We start from the raw sequence: 11,220 nt of genomic DNA on the forward strand, positions 1-11,220 counted from the left end.
TCAATTGCGTACCCTTGCGGCTGCATAAGGTGAAGATTGAAGGATCAACTGCACGCATTGCTGACTTATCATTCTTATTTTACTCCAAAAATCAAACATTTATTGGAGGAATTTTATTATGTCACGTTATACAGGACCAAGCTGGAAACAGGCTCGTCGTTTAGGCATCTCCCTTTTGGGAACAGGTAAAGAATTGGAGCGTCGTCCATACGTTCCAGGTCAACACGGCCCTAACAACCGTAAAAAATTATCTGAATATGCTATGCAATTGCAAGAAAAACAAAAATTGCGTCACATGTACGGCATGAACGAACGTCAATTCGCAACTTTATTCAAAAAAGCTGGTAAAATCAAAGAAGGTAAACAAGGTGTTAACTTCATGATCTTATTGGAACAACGTTTGGATAACGTAGTTTACCGTCTAGGTTTAGCTTCTACTCGTCGTCAAGCACGTCAATTAGTTAACCACGGTCACGTAACTGTCGATGGCAAACGTGTTGATATTCCTTCATACGAAGTGTCTGTCGGCCAAGTAATCGGCTTGCGCGAAAAATCTAAAAACTTAGTAGTTGTTAAAGCTGCTGCTGAAGCTTTGTTCGGACGTCCAGACTTCATCACCTTCGACACAGAAACATTCGAAGGTTCATTGAACCGTCTGCCAGTTCGCGAAGAATTGCCAGCTGAAATCGATGAGTCATTCGTAGTAGAATACTACAACAAATTAGGTTAATCTCCCCGGAGATCAGCTTCAAGAAAACGGCAAAGCAATTTGCCGTTTTTTTTGTACAGGAAAAGCGGAACGGGTTCGTTCAGCCCTGAAAGAAATTTAGGAAATCGTGCCGACTGAGCATCGCAGAGCGCAATAGGTACGATTTATCTAATTTCCGAAGGGCTAACCCGTGAAGCTAGCCAACGTTTTGGATGCTCAAAATATTTTTCAAGCCAAAAAGGACTGAACAGCAATCAAACCCGCTGTTCAGTCCTTTTTTGGTTTGTCTTAGGTTCCGCATTTAGCGATACTGTTCCATGCAGGCCCGGTAGATCGGCAGCAGTTCATGGAGCGTCTCCTCCATCACTGCTAGCGTGCCTGCTTCCGTCGCCAACCGCGGATCGGCTGGCGCCAATTTTCGGCCGATCAACAGTTCAGCCTTCTTCACATCCCGTAGCCGGATCAGGACAGGCTGCCAATCGACAGCCTCTATCGGCAGCACAGTCGGCACGGTATGGTCGACCGAAACGACGTAATCATGCGGCAACTGCTCCAATTCCGGAATCCACTCCAATAAAGCAGCAGCCATTTCTTTTTCTTTGACGGGTTGATCGATCAGGCAAAGATAGAAGCTGACCCCCTCTTTCGCAATACCGATCTGGAAATGCGGATACTTTTTGTAGCCCCTCGCGTCCCCACCGATGGCGCACCAAGTATTCTCGGGTGCATGTTTCGTGCGGCGCAGGTGCTTCGCGACATGCACGGGAACCGATTCAGCCCCCTCTTCCAAAGCGATGAGGCGGGCCCCCGCTGCCGCGAAATGCCGGAACTTGGGCTGGATCCGTTCGCGGATGCCTGCCATCCTTTCATCGAGTCCCTGAATGTCAAAAACGTTGAAGTCTTCCTTATTGAAGTGATAACCTTCCAAACCGTGCACCTCTTTCTGATTTCCTTCCATCATTATAGATAAAAAACCGGAAGAGCGACAATCTTTTGATTCCGCTTTTGCTTACTGGAGTTCCGCTGCGATCTCTTCGATCATCAGGTGGAACGATTCTATCCCGCCGCCCGAGAGATACCACAAGTCGGAGGACAGATTGATGATTTTATTGTTTTTATAAGCATCCGTTTGATAGATGAAATCATTCTCCAATAGCGCCGCGTTTTCATCTGATGCTGTTCCGATTGCCGCTGTGCGGTCGACGACGAATAAAATCTGCGGATTGATTTCCAGCAACCCTTCATAGCCGACGGACTGTCCATGCGTGGAATCCTCGATCGCTGCATCGACAGGCGTGAAGCCCAATGTATCGTAAATGAAGCCGAAGCGTGAGCCTGTGCTGAAAGCGGACATGCTGCCATCGTTCAGGAGCAACGTTAATGTTTTCTCGCTTATTCCGGCGGTCTTCGCTTGCACGGCCTCAATCTCTTCGTTCAAGGTAGCGATGGCTTCATCGGCTGCAGCCTCTTCGTCAAAGATAGTACCTAAAGCAGTGATGTTCTTTTGGACCGAACCCCAATAATCCGCGTAATCGACACTGAGCACGACTACGGGTGCGATTTCCTCCAATTGTTCCGCAAAGTCCACCAAGCGGTTCGAAATGATGATGAGCTCCGGCGCCAAATTCGCCAACGCCTCCACATTCGGTTCCTTAAGCGTCCCTACATTCTCGAATTGATCTGCTGTATCCGCCAGATAAGCCGGCATGTTTTCGGTCGCTGTACCCGTGACTGCATCCTCTTTACCCAATGCGATCAATGTGTCCAAATGTCCAAAATCCAAAACAGCCACGTTTTTCGGGTCTTTGGGCACTTCTACGGAGCCGCGTGCATCCTCGATGGTCACCGTTGCTTCGGGTTCCGCAGTCGAAGTCGCTGTTGTTGAGTCTGCCGCATCGGCAGCCCCTTCCTGGGCGCCGCAAGCCGCCAGTGTGAAGATTGAAGCCAAACTTATGATTGTCTTTTGCCATTTTGTCATTTCCCATTCTCCTCTATGTTAAATTGCTTGATACGTGCAATGTTTTTTTCCATCCGCAGTCGTGATTACTTCCAAGGGTACTTCATATAATTCCTGCAAAACTGGTGTCCGGATGACTTCCTCGACCGTGCCGCTCCGGAAGACTTTTCCGTTTTTCATGGCGATGATGTTGTCCGAAAAAACGGAAGCGAAATTGACGTCGTGGATGACGACCAGAATGGTTTTACCCAATTCGTCAGCCAAATTCCGGATGGTCTGCATCGTCACGATGCTCTGTTTCAGGTCGAGATTGTTCAGCGGTTCATCCAATAAGATGTATTCCGTATCCTGGACCAAAATCATCGCAATCGCCGCCCGCTGGAGTTGCCCCCCAGACAACGTGTCCAAATAGCGGTTGGAGAATTCCACCAGGTTCAGATAGCCCAAAACCTTGTCGATCATTGCATGATCTTCTTCATTCAGCCTGCCCTTCGTATAGGGGAACCTGCCGAACGAGACCAGTTCCCGGACCGTCATGCGCACTTGGTAGGCATTCTGCTGTTTCAGGATCGAAAGCTCCTTCGCCAGTTCATCGGATTGCCAAGCCTCGATCTCTTTCCCGTGTATCGTCAATATCCCCTCGTCCTTTGTCAACAGACGGCTGATGACCGAAAGGAGCGTGCTTTTGCCTGCCCCATTCGGACCGATGAAAGCTGTGATTTTTCCTTTCTCGATTGCCAAAGAGATGTCATCCAATACCTTTTCATCCTCATAGGCTTTGCTGACGTTGCTGATTCTCATAGTTTGCTCCTTTCCTTCCATAATAACCAAAAGAAGTAGATTCCCCCGAACAGTTCGACCAGAATGCTCAAATTCGTCTGCAGCTTGAAGACTTCTTCTGCAACGAATTGTCCGGCCACGACCATCACGAAACTGAGCAGACTCGCACCAGGCAATAGGTAGTTCAGGCAATACGTCCTGAATAGCCGATAAGCGATGTTCGCCGCCACAAAACCGAGAAACATCATCGGTCCGACGAGCGCTGCTGAGACTGTCATCAACAGGATGACATGCATGAAGGTGAGCTTCGTCTCCTTTTCGACGGCGACCCCTAAATTTTTGGCTGTTTGTGTACCCAGTCCCAAAACTTCCAATACCTTCCGCTTGCGCCACAAACTGATGATCGAAAACACGGCGATTGGAACAGCCAAAACAAGCACGGAATCATTGATGTTCTGAAAACTGGCATACAGTTTCGTCTGCAGTTTGTCGTACTCATTCGGGTCCATCAGCACTTGCATGAAGGAACTGATGCTGTTGAAGAAGGTCCCCATGACGAGCCCGATCATCAGGATGACCTGCATATCGTAATTTTTCCGGCTCCAAGAAAGCCGGTACAGCAAAAAGTAACTGCCAAGCATCAGGAACAGCAGCAAAATGAACTGCCATTCAGCATTCAATTGGCTGCCCAACAGCGAGAAACTGAAATACATCAACACTGTCTGCAGAAGCCTGTAGAAGGATTCGACCCCAAGAATGCTGGGGGTCAAAAAATTGCTGTGCACGACAGTCTGAAAGCTGACAGTCGCAAAGGCAGTGCTGATGCTGATGACCGCAAATGTCAAAAGCTTCGTGCTCCGCAACTTCATGATGAACAAATTAGCGTTGCCTTGGTTCCAGAAAAAATAAACAAAAGCCACAGCCACTGCAATCACAGCCAACCGTTTCATGATGATGCGGTTTTTCAACACGTTTTTCATGCTGTCCGCCCTCCCTTCAGCAACAGCCCCAGGAACAGGCCGCCGCCGAAAACACCCAATACCGTTTCCACCGGAATTTCGTACGGTGGGATGACAGATCGCGCGAACACATCGCACAGCAACAAGAAAATCGCTCCGAACAGCGCAACCTTGCCGTGGGTATTGCGGATGTTATCACCGAAGCGCAACGAGACGAGGTTCGGGATGATGACTCCCAAAAACGGCAGGTTGCCGACCGTGCTCAGGATGACCGCCACAGCCAAGGATACGAACAGCGTCCCAATGAACAAGACGGCTTCAAAAGGCAGGCCGAGGTTTTTGGCCGCGTCTTTCCCGAAGCGGGCAATCGTAAAATGATCGGCAAAAAAATAAAGTGCCAAAAACAACAGGAAAATGAGGTACATCCCCTCATATTGTCCTTTGATGACCAATGAAAAATCGCCTTGCATCCAGGCGGAAAGATTTTGCGTGACGTTGAAGCGGAAGGCAAAAAAATTGGCGACCCCTCCCAAAATATTTCCGTACATCAGACCCAGCAAAGGGATCGTCATCTGGCTCTTGAAAGGCAAGCGATTCACGACCACCAAAAACAGGAACGTCCCCGCCGCCGCAAAGAGGAAGGAAAGAGTCATCTTCCCCACAACCGATAAGCCCGGAAAGAAAATCATGCCGCACAGCATGCCCACTCTCGCCGCATCCACCGTGCCGACTGTATCAGGAGCGGCAAACCGGTTCTGCGTCAATGATTGCATGATCAGTCCGGATAAGGACAAGCCCGCTCCAGCCAAGAGAACCGTAATCGTCCTCGGCAGCCGTGACGACAACAATATCAGACGGTCCGTGTTGCTACCGACCAGAAACTGTTCCACCGAAAAAGCAGCAGTCCCCACTCCGAGGGAAAGCACGATCACTCCTGCCAATGCCAGAACAAGCAGTAATTTCTTCAACATCTATTCACCATCTTCCAAAAGTAACTCCTTAATGATAACAATTCTAATTGAGAATCATTCTCAATTAATGGTATAGGTGCTATTCTACTTGATGCAGAAATAAAACACAATACCAAATATGAGATTTTCATGAAAAAAAGTAAGTAGCTTCAATGGGAGCGTTTCTATGCATTCGGTTCATCCGAAAAAACGAAACTGAAAAGACCAGCCCTTGTAGGACTGGTCTTTTCGGTCTGTCTTCATTTTTTCAGGATGCCCAAAATACCGCGGGAGATGACGCGGCCGACTTCCCGGCCGACTTGCGACATCAAATTTTTTGTGAATCTGTCCATCGTGGAATCACGGGAACTGCTCGCTCGTTTTTGCTGGGTTTGTTCTTTTTGCTGCTCTTTTTCCAGTCGCTTCAACTGTTCGGCTTTTTCCCTGTCCCTTGCGGCAAGTTCTTCATTTTCCTCCAACTCAATCGCTTTGATTTCCGATAGTCGCTGCAGTTGTTCGTAGGAAGATTCCCTGTCGATTGCCTCGCTGTATTTATAATACAGCAAGGAACGGTTGATTTTTTCTTCTTTGACGAGCGGATCCAGGATGCCCATTTTGCTCTCCGGAGGATAAATCATTACCTGCTGAACATAGCCGGGAATCCCTTCCGGATCGAGAAAGGAGACCATCGCTTCACCGACCTTCAGCTCCGTCAATTTCTTGTCCAATTCTTCCCCCTCCACCTGCCGGAACGTTTCGGCGACCGCTTTGACGGTCTTCTGTTCCTTAGGCGTAAAGGCTCGCAAAGCATGCTGAATTTTGTTGCCCAATTGGCTCAAAATAGCATTCGGCAGGTCGGTGGGATTTTGCGTCACGAAATAAACACCGACTCCCTTGGAACGGATCAGCCGGACAATGAGTTCGATTTTTTCCTCAAGAACATCCGGAACGTCCTGAAAAAGGACATGCGCTTCATCAAAAAAGAAGACAATCTTTGGTTTTTCAAGATCACCGACTTCCGGCAATTGCTCATATAGCTCCGAAAGGAACCACAGCAGGAAAGTCGAGTAGAGTTTTGGCGACATGAACAGGCGGTTCGCCATCAGAATGTTCACATAGCCGCGCCCAGCTGCATCTGTTTTCAATAAATCCTGGATATCGAACATCGGCTCCCCGAAGAAAAGATCGCCTCCCTGTTCCTCAATAACCAATAAACCTCTTAAGATCGCACCGATCGATTGCTTTGAAATATTCCCGTATTCGCGGCGTAGCTCTGTGGCGTTGTCTCCGACGAAATTCAGGAGCGCCCGCAAATCTTTGATGTCGATGAGCAGGAGTTGTTTCTCATCCGCAACTTTGAACGCGATGTTCATGATCCCTTCCTGGGTTTCATTGAGTCCCAACAGGCGCGACAACAGGATCGGACCCATATCGGAAATGGTCGTCCGCACCGGCACGCCGTTCGATCCAAAGATATCCAGGAGCTCCACTGGATAAGCACGCGGCTCAAAATCCTCCGGCTGCAGTTTCGTTACCCGCTCCATTATTTTTTCGCTCAACTCACCCGGCTCCGCAATGCTCGCCAGATCTCCTTTGACGTCCGCAAGAAACACCGGGATACCGGCTTTGCTCAATTGTTCCGCTATCACTTTCAAAGTCACCGTTTTCCCCGTTCCGGTCGCTCCGGCGATCAAGCCATGCCGATTCAGCTTATCCAGATGGATGATTGCCGGTTTGTCGCCTTGTCCAATCACCAGTTCTTGGCGCATTCAAAACCCCTCCTTAGCCTGACATTTCATTCTTATTGTACAATATTTTGAAAAGCCCTTACAACAGTAAGCACTTTCTTATGAAAAGTAATAGTGCCCGAAAGTGCCGCAGACAGCAAAAACCACTCAGCCATTATCGGGTGAGTGGTTCAATACCTGCTTACTTGATGATTTCGGCTCCCAAAGAACCGGCAAAATGCCGCAAGGCTTCTATTCTTCGCTATTTTTCAGTAATTCGATGACCATTTCCGCGGATTTTTTTCCGGCTTCGACGATGAACTCGTCAAACGTCAGCGCCGCGCCATCGCTTGCGCCGTCCGAAATGGCACGGATGATTGCGAAGGGTGTACCCAATACGTAACAAGCTTGGGCGATTGATGCGCCCTCCATTTCGGTCGCATAGGCATCAGGGAAATGTTCCTTGATGCGGCTAGTGCCGCTTTCGGAAGCGATAAAGGAATCGCTTGATACAATCGTACCTTGGACAGCATGCAAACCGACTTTTTCAGCTGCCCGCGTAATCTTTTCAACGATTTTTTTATCAGCTGTATAATAATGCGGCATCTGCGGCACTTGTCCCACCGAATAACCGAATGCGGTAGCATCCACATCATGGTAAGCAACCTTATCGGCTACGACGACGTCGCCAACATGCAAGTTTGCCTGTAAGCCACCAGCCGAACCGGTATTGATGACGAAATCGGGACGGTAACGATCGATGATGAAGGCGGTGGCTATGGCCGAGTTGACTTTACCGATGCCTGACTGCACCAATACTACATTCTGATTTTCGATTTTCCCTCTTGTAAAAACGAGGTGGAAATGTGTTTCTTCTATCTTTTCTGTCATATTTTCCAACAAAATACGGTTTTCTTCTTCCATTGCTCCAATAATTCCGATCATGAGTGTTTCCTTCCTTGTAGCTGCATTGTTAGGTCATAGGACGAAAGCTATCGCAAAAACCAAAATGATCAACAAGATGACGATCAGGATGGCTTTGTTCAAGTAGCTGTCCAGTTTTCTGCCTCTTTCTTTGTCTGACAAACGCTCCACCTTTGTTGAAGTTGCCGGTTTGTCGGCCTTCCGGAACAGCTTCGCTTTTGGCTTGGCGGTTTTGGCTTTATTGCCGTTCTCCGAACGTTTCTTTTCTGCCGGAATACTGCTTTTCTCGCCTGCAGAGGCAGTTGATTGCTTGTTGTTCTTTTCCGTTGCCGGAACGGAACGACCTGCTTCCTTTGCCTGCGGAGCGACTTTCTTTTCAGCTGTCACCGGTTTTGTGGTTTGGTCCCTTTTGTACTGACGGTAACGTTCCCGGGTGATCAGCGGTTTTTTTGGTTCTGACATGCTATCCCTCTATTCTTTCCCGCAAAAGACGCATCTCCCAATACAGCATGGCATAGATTGTTTTCGAATCGCAGATTTCTCCGGATTCCTGCAAAGCTTTCGCTTCGTCGTATGTCAATTCCAAGATTTCGATGAATTCATCCTCATCCATCGGCAAAGAATTTTCGACTTTCGTCAAACCTTCCGCCAAATAGATTGTGATCCGTTCATCCAAATAAGCCGGCGTCGGGTAAAAAACCGTCAATTCGGACCAGGTTTCCGCACGATAGTCCGTCTCTTCCTCCAGCTCACGGATTGCAGCCAGCAAAGGTTCCGCATCGGATGTCTCCAATTTGCCTGCCGGGATTTCGACAACTGTCCGATCCAAAGGTTTCCGGAACTGTCTGACCATGACCATTTTCCCGTCGGAAGTGAAAGGTATCATCGCTACAGCGCCCGGATGCCTGATCATCTCTCTGACTGAAGTTTTCCCGTTCGGCAGCAGCACTTCTTCCCTCACCAAATGCAGCAAGACGCCGTCGAATATTTTTTCGCTTTTCAGTGTTTTTTCTTCAAATTCCATTTTATGTTCCTCCCAATCTACTATCCTGATCATGTATTATCATAACCTATCTTTTCGGCTATTTACAAGAGCCGCGTGAGAATCGGCCCAAATGGGTATCGGCGCTCAAAATCATCCTTTCGGCCGATAGGTGTCCCTAATGCTTTTATGCTAGAATAATAGCATAAGCACAGACAAAGTGAACAGCATGTTATCAAAGGAGGAAAAATTTATGTGGAGCAACATCAAGGATATATTGAAATATACGTTTTCCAGCGTCATCAGCCTGATTGCATTAGTGGTATTCTTTTTCATCTTCGGGTTCGATTTCTGGACTTCGATCGGCCTGACCATCGGCTTGGGCGTAATCCTATACTACATCCAAACCGGCGGAAGGATGCAATGGTCGCCTAAGGCAAAAAAACAAAGAGGCACACTGGGAAAAGTGAGCGCCGACAAAGAAGCCTTCTACCATTCAAAAGGGATGACCAAGGAACAGATCGCCTATTTCCGCAGCACAATGGATCAAGCCAAAACTACGATCCAAGAAATCGAAGCCAATCTGAAGCAGCGCTCTAAATTAAAGGCCATCGCGGCACGCAATGATACGGTGGATATATTGCAGGATTTCTTCAAAAATATCGTCAATCAGCCTAACCGACTGCACGAAGTCGATAAATTTCTGTATACGAATCTCCCCAGCCTGAAAGAGCTGACTGAAAAATACATCGCAATCGATGGCCACGTTTCCAAAACGAAAGATACCTATACAGCCTTGGATAACTGTGCCAAAACAATCGATGATATGAGTCGCCTCATCGCCGAAGATTACGTGCGCTTCATGTCCAATGATATCGAGGATATGGATATCGAGTTGGAACTTGCAAAGCAAGTTTTGAAAAGGGATAATGAAGGAAAGAGCAATGAAAATGCTTTGGACGAAGAGCTATAGGGGGAATACTGATGGACCAATTTGATGCTACCGGACAAAATAAACAAACTGACAGCAAGGATGTCAATCAAGAATTGGACGATTTGCTGGCCAATCCTTTTTCGGATCCATTCGCTCAACCGGCAGTGGTTGCTGATAAAACCACAGTCGCCAACGAGGTGATCAACCCGGATCGGCTGATCGACCGGTTACCGGAAGAAAGACAAAAACAAGCACTGGCATTAGCTGGTCAAATCGACGAAAACAACATGCAAGCCATCATCAGTTATGGCGCTGCAGCTCAAAAACAACTGGGTGAATTCTCTCATTCGATGCTGGACCATGTTCAGAACCAGGACACCGGCGAAATCGGCGATTCCCTGAACGATCTGATGTATCGCCTCAACGAAGCCAAACCGGAAGACCTGCGGGCAGAAGACAACAACGTCTTCCGCAAAATCTTCGGCAAGGTTAAACAATCCGCCTATGAAATGACGGCAAAATACCAGAAGATCGGTGCCCAAATCGACAAGATCGCGATCAAGCTGGATAAAGAAAAGAATGGCCTGCTCAACGACAACGTCACGCTGGAACAGCTTTACCAAAAAAACAAGGATTATTTTGAGGCCTTGAACATCTACATCGCTGCCGGTGAAGTGAAGATGGAGGACCTTCAGAATAATGCAATCCCGAAAGCGATCCAGACCGCCGAGGTTTCCCAAAGCCAAATGGATGTGCAGATTGTCAACGATCTGAAACAGTTCCTTGACCGTCTCGAAAAACGCACCCACGATTTGCGCTTGACCAGACAGATGACGATCCAACAGGCGCCACAGATCCGCTTGATCCAAAACACGAACCAGGCATTGGCTGAAAAAATCCAATCCTCGATTCACACGGCCATTCCCTTATGGAAAAATCAAGTGGCCATCGCTCTTACCCTGCTGCGCCAGAAGGATGCGGTAACGGCGCAAAGGCAAGTATCCCAGACCACGAATGATCTGATGCGCAAGAATTCGGAAATGTTGAAAATATCAGCCATCGAAACCGCTAAAGAGAATGAACGGGGTGTGATCGATATCGAAACGCTCAAACAGACGCAACAGGATCTGATCGAAACCTTGGAAGAGACGCTGAAGATCCAGCAAGAAGGCCGAATCAAACGCAGAGAAGCTGAAAAGGAACTGTCGCTTATGGAAAACGATCTCAAGGTCAAACTGTTGAATATCCACCAACAGGAACAACAAATCCACTAATATCACAGGGCTGCCTCATTCGGG

Annotated in this window: 12 protein-coding genes; 3 read left to right on the forward strand and 9 right to left on the reverse strand. The window is 48.0% G+C overall.

The window, feature by feature from the left end:
* Nucleotides 1-118: 118 nt before the first annotated feature.
* On the forward strand, nucleotides 119-730 hold the full coding sequence (gene rpsD, locus WBV27_RS07905) for a 30S ribosomal protein S4 (RefSeq protein ID WP_086628311.1): 612 nt from the start codon (nucleotides 119-121) through the stop codon (nucleotides 728-730).
* A 280-nt stretch (nucleotides 731-1,010) separates the two neighbouring features.
* Here rpsD and WBV27_RS07910 read toward each other — a convergent pair whose 3' ends face one another.
* From WBV27_RS07910 to WBV27_RS07950, 9 genes are all read right to left on the reverse strand, one after another.
* Nucleotides 1,011-1,637 (reverse strand): DUF1054 family protein, encoded by a 627-nt coding sequence (locus WBV27_RS07910; RefSeq protein ID WP_424200953.1) that lies wholly within the window; start codon nucleotides 1,635-1,637, stop codon nucleotides 1,011-1,013.
* Between the two features lie 81 nt (nucleotides 1,638-1,718).
* On the reverse strand, nucleotides 1,719-2,687 hold the full coding sequence (locus WBV27_RS07915) for a siderophore ABC transporter substrate-binding protein (protein ID WP_424200955.1): 969 nt from the start codon (nucleotides 2,685-2,687) through the stop codon (nucleotides 1,719-1,721).
* Between the two features lie 18 nt (nucleotides 2,688-2,705).
* A complete protein-coding gene (locus WBV27_RS07920) occupies nucleotides 2,706-3,467 on the reverse strand; it encodes an ABC transporter ATP-binding protein (protein WP_424200957.1) in 762 nt (253 codons plus the stop codon).
* Entirely contained in the window at nucleotides 3,464-4,426 is a 963-nt protein-coding gene (locus tag WBV27_RS07925; protein WP_424200959.1) for an iron chelate uptake ABC transporter family permease subunit, read from the reverse strand. Before WBV27_RS07925 ends, WBV27_RS07920 begins: the two co-directional genes overlap by 4 nt.
* Nucleotides 4,423-5,376, reverse strand: a complete 954-nt coding sequence (locus WBV27_RS07930) for an ABC transporter permease (protein ID WP_424200961.1) — start codon at nucleotides 5,374-5,376, stop codon at nucleotides 4,423-4,425. Before WBV27_RS07930 ends, WBV27_RS07925 begins: the two co-directional genes overlap by 4 nt.
* A gap of 239 nt (nucleotides 5,377-5,615) precedes the next feature.
* Nucleotides 5,616-7,124, reverse strand: coding sequence for a helicase HerA-like domain-containing protein (locus WBV27_RS07935; protein WP_424200963.1), 1,509 nt, complete (start codon nucleotides 7,122-7,124; stop codon nucleotides 5,616-5,618).
* A gap of 210 nt (nucleotides 7,125-7,334) precedes the next feature.
* Nucleotides 7,335-8,027 (reverse strand): 5'-methylthioadenosine/adenosylhomocysteine nucleosidase, encoded by a 693-nt coding sequence (locus WBV27_RS07940; RefSeq protein WP_424200965.1) that lies wholly within the window; start codon nucleotides 8,025-8,027, stop codon nucleotides 7,335-7,337.
* A 33-nt stretch (nucleotides 8,028-8,060) separates the two neighbouring features.
* Nucleotides 8,061-8,468 carry a hypothetical protein gene (locus tag WBV27_RS07945; protein ID WP_424200967.1) on the reverse strand — a complete coding sequence of 136 codons (408 nt, stop codon included), beginning with the start codon at nucleotides 8,466-8,468 and terminating at the stop codon, nucleotides 8,061-8,063.
* A 1-nt stretch (nucleotide 8,469) separates the two neighbouring features.
* Nucleotides 8,470-9,030, reverse strand: a complete 561-nt coding sequence (locus tag WBV27_RS07950; protein WP_424200968.1) for an NUDIX domain-containing protein — start codon at nucleotides 9,028-9,030, stop codon at nucleotides 8,470-8,472.
* A 211-nt stretch (nucleotides 9,031-9,241) separates the two neighbouring features.
* On the opposite strand from WBV27_RS07950, the gene WBV27_RS07955 reads away from it, so the two are divergent.
* Nucleotides 9,242-9,961, forward strand: coding sequence for a 5-bromo-4-chloroindolyl phosphate hydrolysis family protein (locus tag WBV27_RS07955; protein ID WP_424200970.1), 720 nt, complete (start codon nucleotides 9,242-9,244; stop codon nucleotides 9,959-9,961).
* Nucleotides 9,962-9,972: 11 nt separating this feature from the next.
* Nucleotides 9,973-11,196, forward strand: coding sequence for a toxic anion resistance protein (locus tag WBV27_RS07960; protein WP_424200972.1), 1,224 nt, complete (start codon nucleotides 9,973-9,975; stop codon nucleotides 11,194-11,196).
* Nucleotides 11,197-11,220: the final 24 nt, after the last annotated feature.

Origin of the sequence: Trichococcus sp., from assembly GCF_049589555.1 — a bacterium.
Taxonomy (GTDB): Bacteria; Bacillota; Bacilli; order Lactobacillales; family Aerococcaceae; genus Trichococcus.

Excerpts from the sequence above, each read along its gene's own strand:
- WBV27_RS07940 (WP_424200965.1), bottom strand. The coding sequence starts at position 8,027 with ATGATCGGAATTATTGGAGCAATGGAAGAAGAAAACCGTATTTTGTTG.
- WBV27_RS07950 (WP_424200968.1), bottom strand. The coding sequence starts at position 9,030 with ATGGAATTTGAAGAAAAAACACTGAAAAGCGAAAAAATATTCGACGGC.
- WBV27_RS07920 (WP_424200957.1), bottom strand. The coding sequence starts at position 3,467 with ATGAGAATCAGCAACGTCAGCAAAGCCTATGAGGATGAAAAGGTATTG.
- WBV27_RS07925 (WP_424200959.1), bottom strand. The coding sequence starts at position 4,426 with ATGAAAAACGTGTTGAAAAACCGCATCATCATGAAACGGTTGGCTGTG.
- WBV27_RS07930 (WP_424200961.1), bottom strand. The coding sequence starts at position 5,376 with ATGTTGAAGAAATTACTGCTTGTTCTGGCATTGGCAGGAGTGATCGTG.
- WBV27_RS07915 (WP_424200955.1), bottom strand. The coding sequence starts at position 2,687 with ATGACAAAATGGCAAAAGACAATCATAAGTTTGGCTTCAATCTTCACA.
- WBV27_RS07960 (WP_424200972.1), top strand. The coding sequence starts at position 9,973 with ATGGACCAATTTGATGCTACCGGACAAAATAAACAAACTGACAGCAAG.
- WBV27_RS07945 (WP_424200967.1), bottom strand. The coding sequence starts at position 8,468 with ATGTCAGAACCAAAAAAACCGCTGATCACCCGGGAACGTTACCGTCAG.
- WBV27_RS07935 (WP_424200963.1), bottom strand. The coding sequence starts at position 7,124 with ATGCGCCAAGAACTGGTGATTGGACAAGGCGACAAACCGGCAATCATC.
- rpsD (WP_086628311.1), top strand. The coding sequence starts at position 119 with ATGTCACGTTATACAGGACCAAGCTGGAAACAGGCTCGTCGTTTAGGC.
- WBV27_RS07955 (WP_424200970.1), top strand. The coding sequence starts at position 9,242 with ATGTGGAGCAACATCAAGGATATATTGAAATATACGTTTTCCAGCGTC.